Raw genomic sequence first — 20147 nt, 5'->3', positions numbered from 1 at the left:
TCAGTGGCTCATACTGTTATTTAGTTTTTTGTATCTGTGTATTATCACGCTTTAGCACAATTCAACTTTTTCAAAGGTTAATACTTTTAACGCTTGGTATTCATGGCTTTCTTTATCTTCAATGCGGCAAATACTTAACAGGTCATCGATAAAGTGGATAAACGCACGTTCTTCCATCTCTTTAATGGTCTCTTGGATCATAGGCAGCAAACCTTGGTAGGTGCTGGCTGCCCCAAAGTCTCCAAAGATGATATTACCTTGCGCATCAAATAAGGTGTTATGAGCGTATAAATCACCATGGCACACTTGGTTATTATGTAAATGTTCAAAGACCCTTTGCATCTGCTCAACTATTGTCTTGATCGTGTTAATTGGTAATTCAAAACCTGCTTCAAAGGTATCGCGTGTGCAAGTATCAAAGTTAGGCGGTAAACCTAGGTTTTTAAAGTGTGGTGGGATTAATTCCATCACTAATGCTAATTGCTCTGCGTCGACAACACGCGCAATTGGTTTAACTAAATTATGGTGTTCACCGACTCTCAAGCAAGCATCTAATTCATCTTGAGGGTAGCCATCACTGGTGACTTCGCCTTTAAAGACTTTCACTGCAATTTCGTTTGGCCATAGGTTATCCTGGTTTGCTGCATCAACCCATTTGGCTTTATAGATAACCCCAGAAGCACCTCGTCCTAATACCTCTTGCAGCTCATAGTGTGAAGCATCAATCACCGGAATCGTTGAGGGTTTCGTCTCAGCGCTAGTGCTACAAAATGGGTTACCTGCAAAGGCAAACCAAGCTAGCTTAGGTAGGTTTAATACCTGAATAGGGAATGCTAGTAATTGGTTGGCTGAGATGCGCAGTAATTCTAAATTTAATAATTGGTCAGTACTCTTAGGCAGACGCTTTAATTGATTACCCGCTAAGGCAAGCTTCTGTAAACGAGGGCGATCACCCAGCGCTTCCGGTAAGTAGGATATCTGGTTATCAGTTAAAATTAACCACCGTAATGGCATAGGTAATGCCGCTGCACTAACCTGTTTGATCTGATTAGATTTAAAGCCAACCATCTCTAATTTAGGACAATCGCCCAAGGCTTCAGGGAGTTCTGTAAAACAGTTATTAGAAGCAAAAATAATCTTCAAATGACGTAGTTGCGCTATCTCTTTTGGCAAACTAGTAAGCTGATTATTTGATAAGTCTAGTATTTCTAAGCTTTCGGCTAAGGTTAAAATTTCCATTGGAAATTCTGTAAGTGATTCAACTAATTGTAAACGTTTGATTCCAATTAATTTTCCAGCTTTAAGTTGTGCAAGCGTATGCAAAATAGACTTCCTAATAATGGTACATTTTAAAAAAGTGGCGACATAATACAATAAATGACTGATAAGTGCCCGTATCAAGATGGGTTACAGCAACTCAAAATATCAGGGGTAGCGATAATAATAGGTTAGTTTGAATTTTATGCCTTACTTTTATGCCATAGTAATAGCAAACATAATGCCGTACATAATAGGTTGGTGAAGTATATAAATTGCTAAGGAATGCTGCCCTAATCGAGCTAAGGTATTGGTAAATTTATTATTTTTTGCTTTTAGATTAAATAATGATTTGTGCATTAAATAGATACCAATTAATACCGATGCAATCCAAGGAATAAAACTGGCTAAATCCATTGTCTTAGTAGGAATATTGAGATGATAGACGGACCACACCCAAATTGGTTTCATACTGAGCCAACCCATTTGGTAACTTATTAGGCAACTCACGCCTAAAAGTAGCGCAGTGTTTGGAAAACGAGAAAAGACTGCGGCAATGGGTAACGCCACAGCAATAAAATGGATGATGCCAAAGTAGATCCAAGCATTTGGATACATGAAAATGCTACCTACTGTGATCAACCAAGCCACTGCAATTAGTTTTCCCGTGGATTTAGTCAGTTTAAACCAGTTGATTTGTTGGGAGTAGGCGAGGTAACTGCTCATGCCAACGGCCAGTAAGAATCCGCTGACAATGACTCTTCTAAAGACTTGCCATTCAAGCTGCTTACTGGTGTTAATGTCCCACCAATCAAACACTGCGAGGTTATAACAAAAGTGGAAGATAACCATTAACACAATGGCACTTCCACGTAATAGATCAACTTCAAATATGCGTTTTTTGTGTTTTATCTGTGGCTCATCATGTTGTTTTATTAGCATCTTCCGGGCAAACTTTGTCTATTAATTCGTTAATACATAATATAACAAATAAGTAGCTAATACCCACATCATACAAGCGATTACAAAGTCGATTATCTGCTGGCTTCTAGGTTTAGATAGGACTGGTGCTAGTTTTTGACCTAATAAAGACAAACCAAAGAACCAAATAAATGAGGCGCTTACGCCGCCTAATACAAACCACGGACGTTGATCAGCTGTTAAGTTAGCGGCAAAACCACCTAGGATAACCACAGTATCGATATACACATGTGGATTGAGGATAGTAAAAGCACAACACGCTAACAAAATAGCTTTAAAGTTGCGGTTTTTACTTTCTCCGTTGAGGTTATTGCCACCTTGCGCGGCACTTTTAAAAGAGAGGAATCCATAATAATACATAAACACCGCACCGAGTACGCCAATACCTGTGAGTAACCATGGGTTTGCATTAAAAACCTTAGCACCACCCCACACACCAACGGACATAAAAATAGCATCAGCAAGTGAGCAAAATCCTGCAACAAATAGATGGTACTGACGACGAATTCCTTGGTTTAATACAAAGGCGTTTTGCATACCAATTGGCATAATTAAAGTGGCCATTAACGTGAGGCCAGTAAAGTAGGTCGTAAGCATAATATTCCAGTAGCTGATTGTTTGTTGTGGCTACTATAGTTTTTTTCTTTATGTTAGTGTAGCTAATAAATTTAATGTTTAATTAGTTTTTCTAATGATGGTGAATAGAGGAAGTTATAAGCGATGGATTTAAGCCAAATTGATTATAAGTTATTGAAAGCTTTGGATGCCGTCGTGATGGAGCAAAGCTTTGAACGTGCGGCACAACGTTTGTTTATTACGCAGTCTGCTATTTCTCAACGCATTAAATTATTAGAAAAACAGTTTGGTGAGCCACTGTTAATTCGTTCTACACCACCTCAATCTTCACCTCTAGGGCGTATTTTATTAGGCCATTATCAGCGGGTTTTACAGCTAGAGATGGAGTTAAATCAGCAACTTGATCTACAAACTAACCAAGCACAAACCTTACCTTTATCGGTTAATGCAGATAGTTTAGCCAGTTGGTTGATCACTGCGTTAAGTCCGATTATTCAGAAAAATAATGTGCAACTTAATCTATTTGTACAAGATGAATCAACGACTTGGGAACGTATGCGTAGCGGTGAAGCCTTAGCATGTTTAACCAGTAAAGCTAAGGCTATTAGCGGTAGTGACAGTCATTTTCTTGGATACATGGAGTATGTTTGTGTGGCGAGCCCTGATTTTATTCAACGCTTTTTTAAAAATGGGGTAAACAGAGAAAGTTTACAGCATGCACCTGCGATGTCCTTTGATCAACATGATGACATGCACTTTGCTTTTATGCGTGAAAACTTTCAATTGCAGATGGGGCACTATCCTTGTCATACCATTCGCTCATCGGAAGCCTTTGTTGATTTAACCTTAGCTAGTGGTGCTTACAGTTTTAATAGTACCTTCAGTGTTGAACATCACCTGAAGAGTGGGGCGCTGGTGGATATCTTGCCCGAGCAGCGGGTACGAGTACCGCTATACTGGCATTGTTGGCAATTAGGCGGAGAGTTGATGAAGCAACTCACCGAGCAAGTGGTGGAATATTCTCGTCAAGTACTGCAGCAACAGAGCCTGTAGATCTATCGGAGATTACGCCAAATTAATAGGCTGATCTAAACTTACTTTCCACACATCATTGGTTTTGGCGATACAGATATCTGCTAAGCTGTGCTTTCTTAATTCATCGAGAAAAGCTTGCATTGCTTTATGAAAGATAGGCTTGACCAAACAAACGCTATTTAATCGACAAGGTGGATCTTGGCAGTTCACCGGAGCCAGGGTCGTTTCCATCACTTCAATCACATTACCTAAATTGATCAGGTCTGCGGATTTAGCTAGTTTTATCCCGCCACTTTTTCCTCGCACTGTTTGAATAAATCCCGCTTTACCTAAGTGATGAATGACCTTAGTAAGGTGATTAAAGGAGATCCCAAATAATTCTGCAATGTCAGTCGCCTTTGCTAATGGTGCATTATCAACCTGAGTATTTAAGTAAATTAATACACGAATCGCATAATCTGTATGTTTAGTGAGCTGCAATAGATAACCTTTTAACGCCGTTTGATTCTGTTGTTTATTGAACTTGATGGTTTGATTTTAATTATGCATTTTAATTGCATCTTTTAAAATAAGTATTTAATATGCATCTTAACTTTAAACAAGTATTTTAAATGCAACTTAATGAGGTGGCACATGTTAACAGATAATGAAATTACGATAATTAAAGCGAGCGCACCTGCTTTGGCTGAATATGGCGAGCAGATCACTGGACGTTTTTATCAAATACTCTTGGAGAAAAATCCTGAATTAAAAAATATCTTTAACATGACCAATCAGAAATCAGGTAATCAAAAGCAAGCATTAGCGATGGCGGTTTATGCTTTCTCAAAATATGTCGATAACTTGTCTGTTATCCTTGGTGATGTAGAGCGTATCGCGCAAAAACATGCCAGTTTAGGCATTAAAGCTGAGCATTACCCGCTGGTGGGCAGTGCCTTGCTAGAAGCTATTGAAGAAGTGTTAAACCCTGGTGAAGAGGTGATTGCGGCTTGGGCGAGTGGTTATGGTGTACTGGCTAATGTGTTTATTGAAAGAGAAAAAGCACTGTACGAAGAAAATGCTAAAAAGGCCGGTGGTTGGTCTGATACACGTGATTTCACTATTGTAAAAATGCAGCAAGAAACGCCTTTGATCACCTCTTTTTATCTACAACCTAATGATCAAAAACCAGTTGCAGAGTACAAAGCTGGTCAATACATCAGTATTTATTTAACACCACAGGGTCAAGACTATCAGCAGATAAGACAATATAGCCTATCGGGCGCTTTTGATGGAAAAGGTTACCGTATCTCAGTTAAAAAAGAATTAAATGGCCAAGGGGAAGGGCTTGTTTCTAACTATCTACACAGTCAATTTAAGGTGGGTGATACAGTAAAAGTGACACCACCATGTGGTGAGTTTGTGTTACAAGCAACCGATAACCCAGCTGTTCTGATTAGTGGTGGTGTAGGTATCACACCGATGCAAGCTATGTTAGAAACCTTAAGCAAACAAACGACAGCACGTGAAGTACACTTTATACATGGCGCACAAGACCAACAACATCATGCCTTCAAAGGGGAGTTAGATTTATTAGTTGAGCAAGCCAAAGTCAATGCTTACTGTTTCTATCAACAAACCGATAATGTGACGGAAAATGAACATCAAGGTTTGATTGATTTACAGAAAATACAGGGGCTATTACCTACTGGTGCTGAGTATTATATTTGTGGTCCATTAGTCATGATGAAAGCGGTATATGAGCAATTGAAAGCATTACAGATCAGTGATGATAAAATCCATTATGAGGTCTTTGGACCGAATAAAAGCCTAGCTTAATATCATTGGTATTATCCTAACGCTGCTTAATGCCTTTTATACAAAGGATATTAAGCAGTGTTTTAAGCTATTCGGCTATTTAGAGACTAGATAGCGCTCTTGATTTTTTTGAACTCATAACGGAGCGCTTGTAAACGTTCAGCGTGTACTTCAGGCAAGTGTGTATTATTTAATAATGCAGTGGTATTTTGGAAGTTAACAATTAAATCCCCTTTGTTTTTAGGGTTCTTTTGTAACATATGAATAAACACCTGCGAGCGGTTTAAGATTGCACCTGAATTTAATGGCTCTAATAATAATGCTTGGTCAAAACGTTCTAATGCTTGTTCATATTCGCCATTGGTGAAATGTTCGATACCCGCTTTATTATGTGCTTTAAAATTATTCATGCGCTTTTGTAACGCTAGCCCAGTGTGTTTTTTGATATTTATCTCAGTGGTTTGGTCGATAATATGACGTTGGTTTAACTCGGCCAATAAAGGCGTTGCTTCCTCAAATTCACCAATATCCAATAACGATAAAGCGCTTTCAATTAAAAAAGTGGTATCAAAATCTTCTACGACACCGGTTGTGTTTTTTAAGGTGTTAAAAATACGGCGTTTAGCTTTTAGTGGCTCGTTTAAAGCAAATAATACGTTGGCTTGGTAGATTTCATCAAAACCATTAAAGTTAAAGTCTTTATTCTTTCCTTCTTCAAAACGGCTTTGATACAAGGTTGAAGAGACACGTTTTAGGATCTGTCGGCGCTCATTTAAGTCAGCTTCTTGTTTCGCTAAGTTAAGAATACTGCGCAAGTAATTCGCGAGGTGGCAAGGATCTGGGTAAAAAGAGTTACGACTCAAGAATAAGATAGAGCTGTAACTATTGACCATCACTAAATACTCCTCCATCTCATTAGCTAATAAAGCCACTTCTTGATGACGTTCGATACTATGATGTGTTGCATTAGCTGCTTGCGTTAAAATGGTTAAGGCATTATCTAATTGTCCATCTTGCTTGTAAGAGTGTGCTAACCACCGATAGGCTTCCATCTGCAAAGGTGAGTTCTCTATCAAACGTGTTAATACTTCAATGGACTCTTTATATTTTTTTTGCAAGAACAGCGATCTGCCTAAGCTAATACAGGGGCGAACCAAGGGTCTTAATTCAACTAATGGCTTTAAAATACGGTCAGCGTTAGTAAACTCTTCAGTCTCAATGTAGATTTCAGCCAGTAAGTTTTTACATAGGTTTCGGTTTTCTGAAGAGGCTTGGATCTTATCTTTACATAATGAGATAGCGAGTGGGTAATCTTTATCTGAGATCGCTTTATAGATATCCTGCAACATTGATTTACGCTTAGTAGCAGCGATTAAACGCGTACTTAGCTGAACAGGAGAGAAGGGCTTCATTAGATAATCATCAGGTGATTTTTCCATGGCCGTTAATACCATGCGTTTATTGCTGTCGCCGGTGATAATAAAACACAGAGCGTGAGCGGGGATTAACTTATTTTGCTTTAAGTAATCTAAAAGTTGTACGCCATTTTTACCTGCCCCTAAATTGTAATCAAACAGATAGATATCAAACTTAATGAGACTCGCTACTTTCACTGCCTGGTCAGTGCTTTCAACAAAGGTAATATTAGTAGCACCTTGGTTGATTAACATCGCTTTGAGCATGACATGGAAAGGTTTTTGATCATCTACGATTAAGATTTTTTTATTATTATAACGATACATAGTTAATACCAATCTATTTTAAAATCTTTATTGCTGATAATACCAAGTACATTGATGGATAAAAATAAGTAAAGAAGTGTAGGCGGTATTTTTCAAGATATAGCCCTTTTTACATTATGTTTGAATAATTTAAAAGGGATTGGAAGCAGAATGTGGCGTGACTGCATAGTATGAAGTTGAAATGGTGGAGGGAGGTGGATTCGAACCACCGAAGCTTTCGCGACAGATTTACAATCTGTTCCCTTTGGCCACTCGGGAACCCCTCCGTTATTTCGAGGAGCATAATATCAGAAAATAGTTACATGTGAAGATTAAATTTAAAAAAACATTAAATAAAATCAGCTTGTTGCCGATAAATACATAAGTGAACATTAAAACAGCAACAGGACGCTACACGTCAGTATGAATATTGAACAACTTAAACAACAAGCGGTGATTAATGAGTGGCAGTTAGGACAACAGTTAAATACTGCTGTGCATGCTGGTACCCGCGATAAGTTTAATTTGTTACTGAGCTTTTTATCCGATGATGCACGTGACTTCGCGCAATTTGATGTTAAAAGCAACCCAGAGCTTGTGTCAGAAGAGCAGGACCTAAGAGCCTACTTTGAGTTACCTGCAACTCAGCCGTTATTAGATAGTGGCCCGTCTAGTACTTTATTGGCTGAATTAAACCAAGATTTACATCAAGGGCAACTTGCAGATATTCGATTAAAACAGTTATTAACCAATGAGGCGCTATTTGCAAGGAATGAGCAGGGCGTTTTACCCGCGGATATTCTTGATAACTTACCCCTACATAAAAAACTACGAGTGGATACAGCTACTCAAGCAAAAACATTCACCAGCGAACCTCTACAAGAAGGTTTACCCGCATAGATGCAAGCCTGTTAGATGAATATAAAAATTTAGATTTAGATAATAACCCACTAAAAGTAACGCAACCTAGATATTGAAATGAGTAATACTTTATGTCGATTTTACGTACTTTCTGTTAATTAATATGAGGTTATTGGTAGAGTAGTAGATTATCAATAAGGACCTGACAAAACGTGCCAGTTGAACTTCACTTAACCAGTGCTGTCAAAGGGGCAACTTAACTAGCATTATATTAACGGTATCCAATGTAACTAAGTCTTTTAAATAAGCCTTTTAAATAAGTCACTGGTTATTAATATAGTGTGAATTAGTTTTGTTTTTATATATTCAAAATAGGAAAATATCTATGGGAAACAAAATGCCTAAAAGTGCGGTGAAAAAAATCGCTATGTTGACTGCAGTCGCATCGCTCACCTCTGCTTTATCTGCTTGTGTTGGTAGTAATGCGGTCACGGATAAAGTGATGCAGTTTAACTTAGAAGTAGTGGACAATCGTTACGCGCGTGGTGGTGTTAATATCTTATTATTACCTGTTTATGCCCTAACATTAGCCGTGGATGTTGTGGTCTTTAACTCATTGGAGTTTTGGACGGGTAAAAACCCATTAAACGGTAGCCCACATATTTTCGACTCGGAAGTGAAAACCCAATACAAAATTAATGAAAATTTAGACCCATCATTAAGAAAAGCACCGCTAAAACCATTATCCAATAAAAAAGGTGATACTGATGCTGATGATGAAAAAGCCGTGTATTCCGTACAAGTGAACCCTGTTAATGAAAATACTATCGACTACGATATTGTTTATACAAATGGCGAAAAAGCAGTTTTACGTGGTGAAAAAGTAGGGGAAGAAGTTACTTTCTCATTAAATGGAGAAGTGGTTACAACGGCGTCAATGAATGAATTATCGTCATACATGGCTAAGCAACAACCACAATCTTAATCGACGGTGATGCTACTTTTTAGCTTAATAGATAATAAAAAACCTTAACAATTGTTAAGGTTTTTTTGTTTTTAATCTAATACCAATCATAGTAAGTAACTGATCTATTTTACTTGTTAAAACAACTTATTTTTTCGTTGTAAGTTTCGTATAGGGAACAACCATTTACATCAACTTACGCCTCAAACTAAGCCATTTTTCCGGCGCAAAATTTAGATCAGTTATTTAATACAATTGGTATAAATAATTTTTCAGCTATTCGATTATTTGAATACGACAGTACGGTTAGCGTACACAAAGACTTTATCATCTAGTACTTGTTGTAATGCGCGACTTAATACTGATTTTTCAACATCACGGCCAGCTTTTGCAAGTAGTTCTGCACTGTAAGCGTGGTCAATATGTGCTATGTCCTGTGTGATAATTGGTCCTTCATCTAGGTCATTATTCACAAAGTGAGCCGTTGCACCAATTATTTTTACACCACGGTCAAAGGCTTGCTGGTAAGGTTTAGCACCAATAAATGCTGGTAAGAACGAGTGGTGGATATTGATTAAGCGGTTTGCATAAGTTTCAACAAATTTAGGCGTTAAAATACGCATGTATTTCGCTAAGATAACGTAATCAGGCGTATAAGGTGCAATCGCCTCTAATACTTTCTCTTCGTGCTCTTCGCGCGTTAACCCTTCGTGACTGACTGTGTGGTAAGGGATATTAAACTTACTTACTAGGTCTTCTAGTGTGTCGTAGTTACCAATAACAGCTGCAATCTCAACATCGATACCACCATAGGTGCTTTTCATTAAGATATCACCGATACAGTGTGCTTCTTTAGTTACTAGGATAACAATACGCTTACGCTCTGTTGAGTTGATTAATGAGCGTGATGCGCCTGCCGGTAAGCTGTAATCTAAGTCTGCTAATAACGTTTCATCATTGAAATAACCTTCAATTTCAGTACGCATGAAAAAGCGGTTGTATTGATGGTCAACAAACTCATTATTTTTAACAATATTTAATTGGTGTTTTTGACAGATATTCGTAATTTGTGCAATCAGGCCCTTAGAATCAGGGCAGGTTGTTAATAGTGTTTTCTTTTGCATTTTGTTCTCTATTGATTAAAACATGCTGTGTTTAGGAATATTCATTTAATAATGAATCGTTTAGCCACAACATTTTTTATATTTTTTACCGCTGCCACAGGGGCAATCATCATTGCGCTGTATCTTACCTGATTTTTGTTCAGGATAAAAAGTTCCGTCACAATAAAACCACTGTCCTTGCTGTTTTACAAAGTTTGAGTGTTCATGATGACAATGTAGTTGACCGTCCATATGGTACCAGGCTTTAAATTCTACAAACCCTTTTTCGGCTCCTGTCTCTGTATTGACGATATCAAGGTTTTTCCAATCAAGTGATTGTTCAGATAGTTGTGTAACGGTTAAGTCGCCACGATACTCTGGATGATAAGTAGAAAATAGGTATTCACCCAGTTGTAAACAAAATGCGCTATAACGAGATCGCATTAGTTGCTCACAGGTATCCGCTATTTGTTGGCCTTGATGCAACGGCTGACAACAATCTTGATAGGCTTGACCACTTTTACATAAACATGCATTCATTTTCTTTGCCCCATAAAAAAAGCGCTCATTGAGCGCTTTAATGGTTTCAGTTTAAGCTGAAATTATTTTTGCGCGTAAGCATCGTTATGGATGCCAGCAGCACGACCTGACGGGTCAGCATTATTTTGGAAGCTTTCATCCCAAGCTAATGCTTCAACTGTTGAACAAGCAACAGATTTACCGTGTGGTACACATTCTGCCGCACTATCTAGTGGGAAGTGCTCTTCAAAGATACTACGGTAGAAGTAAGCTTCTTTTGTATCTGGTGTATTGATTGGGAACTTAAACTCAGCTGTTGCTAGTTGTTGGTCCGTCACTAGAGTGTCAACATGCTCTTTTAGTGTATCAATCCAGTTATAACCAACACCATCAGAGAATTGCTCTTTCTGACGCCATAGTACTTCTGGTAATAGTTGACCATCAAAAGCTTCACGTAGAATGTTTTTCTCGATACGGCCATCTTTGATCATTTTAAGTTCTGGGTTAGTACGCATTGCTACGTCCATGAACTCTTTATCTAAGAATGGTACACGTGCTTCAACACCCCAAGCTGACATTGATTTGTTAGCACGTAAACAGTCAAACATGTGTAGTTTGCTTAGTTTACGGTTTAACTCTTCATGGAACTCTTGAGAGTTTGGCGCTTTATGGAAGTATAAGTAACCACCGAATATTTCATCAGCACCTTCACCTGAAAGTACCATTTTGATACCCATCGCTTTAATCTTACGTGCCATTAGGTACATAGGCGTTGATGCACGGATAGTTGTTACATCGTAAGTTTCTAGGTGGTAGATAACTTCTTTAAGCGCATCGATACCGTTTTGTACAGTAAAGATAATAGGGTGGTGAACCGTACCTAATTCGTCAGCTACTTTTTGCGCTGCTGCTAAATCTGGAGAACCTTCTAGGCCAACAGAGAAAGAGTGCAGTTGTGGCCACCATGCGCCGCTTTGATCGTTATCTTCAACACGTTGCTTAGCAAATTTTTGCGTGATAGCAGAGATAACTGAAGAATCTAGACCACCAGATAGTAATACACCGTAAGGTACATCACACATTAGTTGGCGTTTAACCGCTTCTTCTAATGCTTGGCCGATTTCTGCAGCGCTGCCGCCGTTATCTTTAACTGCATCATATTCCATCCAATCACGAACGTAATATTTAGTTAATTCACCTACTTCACTGTCTAAGTAATGCCCTGGTGGGAACTCAGATACTTTTGAACAGATAGGCGTTAACGCTTTCATTTCTGATGCTACGTAGTAGTTACCGTGCTCATCCCAACCTTGGTATAGAGGAATGATACCCATGTGGTCACGACCAATTAGGTATTTGTCTTTTTCTTGGTCATATAAGCAGAAAGCAAAGATACCGTTTAGGTCATCTAGGAATGCATTACCTTTCTCTTCGTATAAACCTAGGATAACTTCACAGTCAGACTTAGTTTTAAACTGGTAACCACAAGTTAGTTCAGCTGCTAGCTCTTGGTGATTGTAGATTTCGCCATTAACAGCAAGGATGTGTGTATTATTTTGATTGTATAAAGGCTGTGCACCATTATTCACGTCAACGATAGAAAGACGTTCATGAACAAGGATCGCTTTATCAGAAGAATAAACACCAGACCAATCTGGGCCGCGATGACGAAGCAGTTTTGACATTTCAATTGCTTGTTGGCGCAATGCGATAGGATCGCTTTTAATGTCGAGCACACCAAAAATAGAACACATAGGGTTACCTTTTATATTGTAAACGAATAATAAGGTTATTCGTTACTTCTTGAATTACTTTTAAGCATTAGTTTATTAACTAAAATGCTTCGTGATCAAATTAGATCAACATACTGAGAGACTTGATTTTTGCAGAATAAACATCAAAAGTCACACGAAATCAGTACAATTTACTAACAAAAAACATCGATAGCCTGATATTTCTTACTATAAGTCCAATTTGTGCGGACTTTTTTCTAAAATTGTTTGAAAATCTGTCCAAACATGTCGCGCAAATCCTGCACCCGCCTCTTCATACATATTAAACACTAAATTCACGCCTAAGGCATTTAATTCCTCTTCATCGGTTTTATAATGCGCTAAGGCGGCGACTTTAAAAGTACAGTTTTCAATATTGTTTAATTGTTCAGCAGCATAACGGTTACCGTTGTGATCTGGCATAGCTAATAGAATCAGTTTAATTTTATCTGTCAGCTGGAGCTTATTCCAAAAGTCCGAATCTAATGCGTCGCCAGTGATCACACGTCTGCCTGCTTCTCGGTGCTGTAAGGTCGTGAGGTGGTTATAATCAATACCCATTACTTTTTCACCGTAAGTGGTTTTTAGCGCGTCGTAGGCACCCACACCGATACGTCCCATACCCATTACTAAGATTTGTGCATCACCCACACGAACAGGGCGGTCATCTAAATGTAAACGAGTGGCTTGATAGCGTTTTAGGGCTAAACGGTAACGGTCATAAATAGCATCAGCATATTTATTTAAAAGCGCTGCAATGATAAAGCTCAGTGATACGGCGATGGCAGTGATAATTAACCAGTCTCGACTTAACCAGCCCTTGTAGGTCGCTAACGAAGCAACGATTAATCCAAATTCACTGTAATTGGCTAAGCTAAATGCCGCAAATAAGGAGGTACGAGAGCGTAATTTAAATTTACTCAGCGTTAAAAAGTACAGCACAATTTTACCCGCTAATAACACAGATAATACTAGGGCAATCATTAAGTGATCAAATTGTGGTAACCCGCCAAAACCAATGTTTAGGAAGAAACAGACAAGGAACAGCTCTTTTAGGTTAAATAATGAACGGGCCATCTCTTTGGCACTTGGGTGTCCTGCTAATAACATACCCGCAATTAAAGCACCTAAATCCGCTTTCATACCCAAGCTTTCAAATAATCCTGCCCCTACGATCAAGGCTAATACAAAACCATATAAAACTAATAGCTCACCGTGACCGGCTTTATCTAATATTTTGTATAACAGTGGTCTAATTAATGGCAAAGCAAGTAAACCAATCGCCCAAATCGAAGGGATTTTACCGACGGATATAGTTAAGAATAATACGGCAAAGATATCTTGCATGATCAAGATACCAATGGCGATCCGTCCATAAAGCGAGTTTGCTTCACTTTTTCTTCTAAAATCTTTACTGCAAATACAGTACTGGAAAAACTTAAAGCAAAGCCAATCAGTAATAATCCATAAATATCTAATTCAGAAAATAAAGCCACACCGAGCTGTTTAATGACCAATAAAATTGCCGTATAAAATAGAATACTGGCGACAATATGGATGCTCGCACCCGCCCATACTTCGGACTTTAACAAGGTACGTATATTAAGTTTCAATCCAATTGAAAAGAGTAATAGTGTCACGCCTAAATTGGCTAGTGTAACTAATACGTCGGAGGACTCGAAGCCCATGAAGTTGAGAGTAAAACCTGCTAATAAAAAACCTACCATAGGGGTAAGCCAGTTAAATTGATGATCATGCCAAAGCTGAAAGCCATGCCGATAAAAAGTAAGATTGTGGTGTCCATGAACTCGCTTATTTATATAATTAGAAGATGCTCGATTAAATTTATAGCATGCTCTTTAATTGTTCCTTGATTGCTTCATGTTATTTTATCCTGTTATTAGGCGAAAGGGGAATTTCGTTAATTTCGAGGTTAATTTAATACTTCGCGGTTAATTTAATAGAGAAGGGGGATTTATATTGTTCCTTTCATTTTTACTTTGCTATTTTCAGTTTTTTTGATGTCCTCAAGTTTGGTTTATGTGGGGCAACTTATAAAATACTTGTCTCACCTACACCATAAGTTGTTTAGCGGTATTATTCTACTTCATTAACCACATATTGATTAGTCACTTGTTCTGGCAGTTCATATTCGACAAAAGTTGTGGTGTCAGGCCAAGACCTATATGCGTTGATCATAATGTTATCTTTTAATATCCAATGGTAGCTTGCCTCACCCTGTGCAGGATCACCAATGGAATGACTTGGTAGTCCATACTGTTCGATTAATTTATCTTTAACTTGATCAATTAATTCAGGCTTATTGCGGCCGATGTAGGTATATGTGGCTTTGGAAAATCCATTATTCTGATCGTATTGCATTGTTAACTCGCTGGTGCCTCTAATCACTGCACCAGTGAAATAAGTATCCGATTGCAATTGATCATCTTCAGAAATAACCTTGATAGATTGCTGTTTTATTTTTGCTCTTAATAAATCTCGATTAGCACAACTGATCAATTCATCAAACAGTTTAGTGCTTGCTTCTTTTAGGCAGTTATCGTGGCTAACTAAGCGTGTTAGCCTCTCTTTTGCCCACTTTTGAGGGGACTTTTGATAAAGAGCAATGGCTGCTTTTTTGTCTTGATGAGTAAAAATACCCGTTTCATAAAAGTAAGCTAACTTAGCATGAGCGAGAGGGTAATTAAGCTCAGAAGCATACTGATAGTTTTTCACCGCTTTTTGTAAATTAGGCGCGATATTGTGTCGGTAATCCGTGGTACCTTTCTCATAAATTTGACCAAGAATATAATAGGCTTCAGCATTATCTCTTCGTGAGGCTTGGGTATACCAGTCTATAGCACGTTGTATGCTTTTCTCTGTACCTTTGCCTATTTCTGACAGGTATCCAAGCTGGAATTGCGCGTCGGTATTGCCTTGCAAAGCCGCGCGTCGATACCAACTTAGTGCTTTAGCATTATCGACTTCACCGCTTGCACCAGACTCAAAAATAGTGCCCAGTTTGAATGCCGCTTGTGAGTAATCATTATTAGCTGAACGGGAATAGAGTTGAATGGCTTTGGTATAATTTTGTGGTTTGCCTAACCCATGTTCATACATGTAGGCAAGTTGGTATTGCGCCACTGCATTGTTTTGCGCAGCAGCTGCTTGGTACCAATGTACTGCTTTTTCATAATCTATCTCTAGGGCTTCGCCAGATTGATAAATTTTACCGAGATCTATTTGTGCATTAACGTGGCTTTGTTCGGCTGCTTTTTCATACCAAAATATACTTTTATCGTTGTTTTTGTAGGTGCCAATGCCATATTGGTAGTAATTACCTACTTGGAATTGGGAGATAGGATCGCCTTGCTCTGCTGCTAAAAGGTAATAACTTAACGCGGCTTCACTGTTCTGCTCAACACCTTCACCTTTTTCGTAGAGGGTACCAAGTACATACTGCGCTGCTTCGTATTCTTGTTCCGCTGACTTTTTATACCAATAAACGGCTTTTTTTAGGTCCTTTTTCACGCCTTGACCACTTTCATACATCCAGCCGATAGTGTATTGCGCCGGAGCATCGCCTTTTTCAGCTAAAGGTAACCAAATTTTAACGGCTTTCTTATAGTTGCCTGAATGCGCAGCTTCATAACCTTCTGAAAATTTTACTTGTGCAATAACTTGTCCTGATAAAAGGGGCAAGGAAACTGCTAAAAAAACTAATGGAGACAATATTTTCATAGTATAAGCACTAGGTTCCATGTGATAAAAATATGATGTTATTGATTATGCCATTAGATAAAGATTAAAACAGATATATATTACTTATATTGGCAATATAAATTTATCAGGTAAGAGTGATCTGGTTTATATTTTTAACATAAGCCTTGATGAGTGTTTGACTTTACTGTTTGAATACTATGAGAATTAAGACAGGGACTTGATTGTTATGTCTTTTTGGCTTTTACTGCAACAGAGTAATACCTCACCATCTTTTAGGTAAGCCATAGGGAAAGTGGTGTAGGAAACATCGCCAGAAACAAGCTGTGAACGACAGGCGCCACAATGCCCATCTCGGCAATGAAATTCAACGGACACTGCTTGCTTTTCTAAATTTTCAAGCAGTGTCGCCTCTTCATCCAAAGTATATTGTTGACCATTATAAATGAGTTTAGAGGACATATCGTTGGCTATGCTTACAGTTCAAAGCTGCTTAAGTCGTCACTATCAACGGTACTGTTGATTTGACCTACTAAGTAAGAGCTTATTTCAGCTTCTTGCGGCGCTACTTGAACATTGTCACTAACTAACCAGTGGTTAATCCACGGGATAGGGTTACTCTTAACGTTAAATGGTGCTTCGTAACCAATTGCTTGCATACGTTGATTAGCAATGTATTCAACATATTGGCATAGGATTTCCTCGTTAAGACCAATCATTGAACCATCTTTAAACAGGTATTGCGCCCATTCTTTTTCTTGTTCAGCTGCTTTTAAGAAGATATCACGACCTTCAGCAAAACATTCGATAGCGATTTCAGCCATCTCAGGATCATCTTTACCGTCAGCCCATAGGTTTAACATTTGCTGTGTTGAGTTAAGGTGCAGTGCTTCATCACGAGCGATAAGTTTGATGATTTTTGCATTACCTTCCAATAAGTCACGCTCTGCAAAAGCAAATGAACAAGCAAATGATACGTAAAAACGAATCGCTTCTAATGCATTAATTGAACAAACGCATAGATACAGTTTCTTTTTAATATCACGTAAAGTTAGTTTTTCTGTTTTACCGTCTAGGTTAACGTAAGGTACGTCGTTTTGTTCTAAGCCATGTAGTTGCATAAATTGCACGGCATGAATTAAACCATCATAATAAAATGAGATGTCAGTGGCGCGTTTTTGAATTTCATCATTATTAACAATATCTTCAAACACTTCATTTGGATCAGTAAATAGGTTACGCAGAATGTGCGTGTAACTACGGCTGTGAATTGTTTCAGAGAAAGACCATGTTTCAATCCATGTTTCTAATTCTGGTAAAGAGACAATTGGTAGTAACGCCATGTTAGGGCTACGACCTTGAATCGAATCTAAAAGTGTTTGGTATTTCAGGTTGGAAATGAAAATGTGTTGCTCATGATCAGGTAAGTTTAAAAAATCAATACGATCACGGCTTACGTCGATCTCTTCTGGACGCCAGAAAAAAGATAACTGTTTTTCGATTAATTTTTCAAATACTTCAAATTTTTGTTGGTCATAACGAGCCACGTTAACCGGGTTACCAAAGAACATAGGTTCTTTCATCGCATCGTTGGAAAGGGTAGAGAAAGTTGTGTAAGCCATGTGACTCTCCGTCAGAATTCTAATTTCGCGTATCTTAACAACTTACTACGTTTCTGACTACGACTCGATCACTTCTTTCTCTTAATTTTGACCTTATTTTTTCGTTTAAAGGGCATAAGTAATAACCCCCATAAATGCGCATTGTCTTTTGCTTCTGGAAATTCACTAATACCAATATCAATCTCTAAATCAGGTTTTGTTGCTTGGGCAGAATAGCTACCAAATAAACGATCCCACCAAATCACACTGAAACCATAATTAGAGTTACTTTCTTTAAATAGCTGACTGTGGTGAATACGATGCAGAATTTGGGTCATTAAAAACAATCTAGTGACGGCTTCTACTTTTGCAGGTAAGCGAATATTGGCGTGGTTGAATATGGCAAAGCCGTTAAGCAATACTTCAAATAAAATCACAGCAAAAGCGGGAATACCTAATAGGAAAATAGCCATCCCTTTGATCGCTAAGCTAGCGATGATTTCTAACGGGTGAAAACGTAAACCGGTACTGCTATCTACATGGGTATCAGCGTGATGTACTTTATGTAATTGCCACAGAACAGGGATTTTATGGAATAACCTATGCTGCCAATAAATAAGCATATCTAAGAGCAATAAGCTTAGCGTAATAACTAACCATCCAGGTAAATCAATAATATTGAATAGTCCTATTTTTTGCTCGGTAAAAAATAGGGCTAAACCCATTAACCCCAAAGGAAAAACTAATCTTGCCGATAGACCAGATAAAAATACAATGCCAAAGTTACCGGTTAGACGCATCTTTTGTGAAGGTGCTGAAGGCTCCTTTGATAATTGTCGAGCAGGAAATAACCTTTCAACGGTAAACATCACCGCTAGAATGCTAACAAATACAATTAATCTAAGTAGGGCATCGTCAACAACCATGGTTATTCCTTGGTCTCAGTTTGATGTGATTTCAATGTTTTGTATCCACCATGAATACGGGTAAATACTGTCATCGCACCTAGTAACGCAAATAGGTAAGCTAGAGCAGGGAAGTATTGTGGCCAGATACAAAAAGCCACAAAAAACGCGATGGTTTCAGTGCCTTCTGTTAAGCCGTTAATAAAGTAAAAGCTCTTATTGGCAAATTGCGGTCTGTCTAAATTAAGTTTTTCAGCGGGAATTGCAAAGGCTAAAAAAGTAGAACCGGTACCAATAAATACTGCTAATAATACTGCAGCGGGTAAGGCGTTAAACTCTGGTTCAGCCATGGCAAAACCAAGCGGTATTGCCGCGTAAAATAAGAAGTCCACGCAGATATCTAAAAACCCACCTGCGCTAGAGCTGCTACCTTGGTAACGAGCTAAGGCACCATCTAAGCCATCTAGGATACGGTTAAGAACAATCATCACTAATGCCGCTGACCACATTTTATTAGCAAGTAATGGCACCGCAATCATACCGATAAAGAAACCCACTAAGGTCACTTGGTCAGGTGTAACACCTCGTTTGTCTAAAGTTTTCACCACTGGCATTAACAGAGGTTTGATAACTGGTGTGATAAATCTATCTAACATCGACTTCCCGTTTTGCTACGATTAAATAAGTTTGTCTAGGGTGATCACTTTACCCTTTGCGGCAGTGGCATCACTTTGATCATGGGTCACCATCACAGCAGGCAGACTGTAGCGTTGAATTTGCTCAAACACTAATTGGCGTGTTTCTTGGCGAAGCTGACTGTCTAATTTACTGAAGGGTTCATCCAATAAAATAGCCTTAGGTTTACTTAATAATACACGTAATAAAGCGACACGTGCTTGCTGCCCACCGGATAAACTTTCTGGGCAGCGTTTTTCCATGCCCTCTAAGCCAACTTGTTTTAAAGTTTCACTGATCTCATCGAGTCTCTCTTGCTTATTGCCTTTAGGCATAGCAAAAGCGATATTACCTTCCACGGTTAAATGTGGGAACAGCAATGGATCTTGATATAACAAGCCAATATGACGTTGATGACTAGGCGTTTCAGACACATCTGCACCATTTAAGTACAGTTTGCCTGTTGCTTCAAACTCATTAGGCAACATACCTACTAACCAGTTTAGTAAGGTTGATTTACCACTCCCTGATGGACCCATGATGGTTAATACTTGCCCACCAATAATCTCTTCATCTAATGAGAGTAATGTTTTATCTTTTTGTTTCAATTGTAGTTTTTCGATAACCAGTGACGGTATTGTTATTGATTTCATTTTTTGT

General features: G+C 38.4%; 20 protein-coding genes and 1 tRNA gene. 4 read left to right on the top strand and 17 right to left on the bottom strand.

The genetic code is table 11. The annotated features are described in order from the left end of the window. Positions 1-51: 51 nt before the first annotated feature. The 3 genes from ACLKL2_RS06155 to ACLKL2_RS06145 all read right to left on the bottom strand — a co-directional run bounded on the left by ACLKL2_RS06155 (position 52) and on the right by ACLKL2_RS06145 (position 2835). Positions 52-1323 (bottom strand): leucine-rich repeat domain-containing protein, encoded by a 1272-nt coding sequence (locus ACLKL2_RS06155; protein ID WP_413693746.1) that lies wholly within the window; start codon positions 1321-1323, stop codon positions 52-54. Positions 1324-1473: 150 nt separating this feature from the next. Then, positions 1474-2199, bottom strand: a complete 726-nt coding sequence (locus ACLKL2_RS06150) for a heparan-alpha-glucosaminide N-acetyltransferase (protein WP_413693745.1) — start codon at positions 2197-2199, stop codon at positions 1474-1476. A 21-nt stretch (positions 2200-2220) separates the two neighbouring features. Next, positions 2221-2835 (bottom strand): LysE/ArgO family amino acid transporter, encoded by a 615-nt coding sequence (locus tag ACLKL2_RS06145; RefSeq protein WP_113818616.1) that lies wholly within the window; start codon positions 2833-2835, stop codon positions 2221-2223. 123 nt (positions 2836-2958) lie between these two features. On the opposite strand from ACLKL2_RS06145, the gene ACLKL2_RS06140 reads away from it, so the two are divergent. Further along, a complete protein-coding gene (locus ACLKL2_RS06140; RefSeq protein ID WP_113818617.1) occupies positions 2959-3867 on the top strand; it encodes a LysR family transcriptional regulator ArgP in 909 nt (302 codons plus the stop codon). Positions 3868-3879: 12 nt separating this feature from the next. Here ACLKL2_RS06140 and ACLKL2_RS06135 read toward each other — a convergent pair whose 3' ends face one another. Next, positions 3880-4329, bottom strand: coding sequence for an RrF2 family transcriptional regulator (locus ACLKL2_RS06135; RefSeq protein WP_113818618.1), 450 nt, complete (start codon positions 4327-4329; stop codon positions 3880-3882). Between the two features lie 153 nt (positions 4330-4482). Here ACLKL2_RS06135 and hmpA point away from each other — a divergent pair, with 153 nt between their 5' ends. Further along, positions 4483-5667: an NO-inducible flavohemoprotein gene (hmpA, locus tag ACLKL2_RS06130; RefSeq protein WP_413693744.1), complete on the top strand. Its 1185-nt coding sequence runs from the start codon at positions 4483-4485 to the stop codon at positions 5665-5667. 86 nt (positions 5668-5753) lie between these two features. Here the strand turns inward: hmpA and ACLKL2_RS06125 are convergent, their stop codons facing one another. After that, positions 5754-7388, bottom strand: coding sequence for a response regulator (locus ACLKL2_RS06125; RefSeq protein ID WP_413693743.1), 1635 nt, complete (start codon positions 7386-7388; stop codon positions 5754-5756). 182 nt (positions 7389-7570) lie between these two features. Beyond that, positions 7571-7654, bottom strand: a tRNA-Tyr gene (locus ACLKL2_RS06120). 136 nt (positions 7655-7790) lie between these two features. Here ACLKL2_RS06120 and ACLKL2_RS06115 point away from each other — a divergent pair. Continuing rightward, entirely contained in the window at positions 7791-8267 is a 477-nt protein-coding gene (locus tag ACLKL2_RS06115) for a VC2046/SO_2500 family protein (protein WP_413693742.1), read from the top strand. 346 nt (positions 8268-8613) lie between these two features. Then, positions 8614-9213 carry a DUF3332 domain-containing protein gene (locus tag ACLKL2_RS06110; protein ID WP_258546887.1) on the top strand — a complete coding sequence of 200 codons (600 nt, stop codon included), beginning with the start codon at positions 8614-8616 and terminating at the stop codon, positions 9211-9213. Positions 9214-9476: 263 nt separating this feature from the next. Here ACLKL2_RS06110 and purU read toward each other — a convergent pair whose 3' ends face one another. The 11 genes from purU to ACLKL2_RS06055 all read right to left on the bottom strand — a co-directional run bounded on the left by purU (position 9477) and on the right by ACLKL2_RS06055 (position 20140). After that, positions 9477-10316: a formyltetrahydrofolate deformylase gene (gene purU, locus ACLKL2_RS06105; protein ID WP_413693741.1), complete on the bottom strand. Its 840-nt coding sequence runs from the start codon at positions 10314-10316 to the stop codon at positions 9477-9479. Positions 10317-10376: 60 nt separating this feature from the next. Further along, positions 10377-10835 (bottom strand): YchJ family protein, encoded by a 459-nt coding sequence (locus ACLKL2_RS06100; RefSeq protein ID WP_413693740.1) that lies wholly within the window; start codon positions 10833-10835, stop codon positions 10377-10379. 62 nt (positions 10836-10897) lie between these two features. Next, entirely contained in the window at positions 10898-12568 is a 1671-nt protein-coding gene (asnB, locus tag ACLKL2_RS06095; RefSeq protein ID WP_113818915.1) for an asparagine synthase B, read from the bottom strand. A gap of 207 nt (positions 12569-12775) precedes the next feature. Continuing rightward, complete coding sequence (locus ACLKL2_RS06090; RefSeq protein ID WP_413693739.1) at positions 12776-13933, bottom strand: cation:proton antiporter; 1158 nt, start codon at positions 13931-13933, stop codon at positions 12776-12778. A 2-nt stretch (positions 13934-13935) separates the two neighbouring features. Next, a complete protein-coding gene (locus tag ACLKL2_RS06085; RefSeq protein WP_413693738.1) occupies positions 13936-14313 on the bottom strand; it encodes a cation:proton antiporter in 378 nt (125 codons plus the stop codon). 370 nt (positions 14314-14683) lie between these two features. Then, positions 14684-16288: a tetratricopeptide repeat protein gene (locus tag ACLKL2_RS06080; protein WP_413693737.1), complete on the bottom strand. Its 1605-nt coding sequence runs from the start codon at positions 16286-16288 to the stop codon at positions 14684-14686. 225 nt (positions 16289-16513) lie between these two features. Beyond that, complete coding sequence (gene yfaE / locus ACLKL2_RS06075) at positions 16514-16768, bottom strand: class I ribonucleotide reductase maintenance protein YfaE (RefSeq protein WP_413693736.1); 255 nt, start codon at positions 16766-16768, stop codon at positions 16514-16516. A 14-nt stretch (positions 16769-16782) separates the two neighbouring features. Next, complete coding sequence (gene nrdB, locus ACLKL2_RS06070; protein ID WP_113818919.1) at positions 16783-17928, bottom strand: class Ia ribonucleoside-diphosphate reductase subunit beta; 1146 nt, start codon at positions 17926-17928, stop codon at positions 16783-16785. Positions 17929-17996: 68 nt separating this feature from the next. Next, complete coding sequence (locus tag ACLKL2_RS06065) at positions 17997-18833, bottom strand: sterol desaturase family protein (protein ID WP_413693735.1); 837 nt, start codon at positions 18831-18833, stop codon at positions 17997-17999. A gap of 2 nt (positions 18834-18835) precedes the next feature. After that, the gene (locus ACLKL2_RS06060; RefSeq protein WP_113818920.1) at positions 18836-19468 is read right to left on the bottom strand and encodes a CDP-alcohol phosphatidyltransferase family protein; all 633 of its coding nucleotides are present in this window, start codon (positions 19466-19468) and stop codon (positions 18836-18838) included. Positions 19469-19489: 21 nt separating this feature from the next. Then, positions 19490-20140: an ATP-binding cassette domain-containing protein gene (locus ACLKL2_RS06055; protein WP_413693734.1), complete on the bottom strand. Its 651-nt coding sequence runs from the start codon at positions 20138-20140 to the stop codon at positions 19490-19492. Between the last annotated feature and the right edge of the window lie 7 nt (positions 20141-20147).

The sequence above is a fragment of the Psychromonas sp. KJ10-2 genome (assembly GCF_047323255.1).
Lineage (GTDB): Bacteria > Pseudomonadota > Gammaproteobacteria > Enterobacterales > Psychromonadaceae > Psychromonas.
This window is presented reverse-complemented; position numbering and strand designations above follow the sequence as displayed.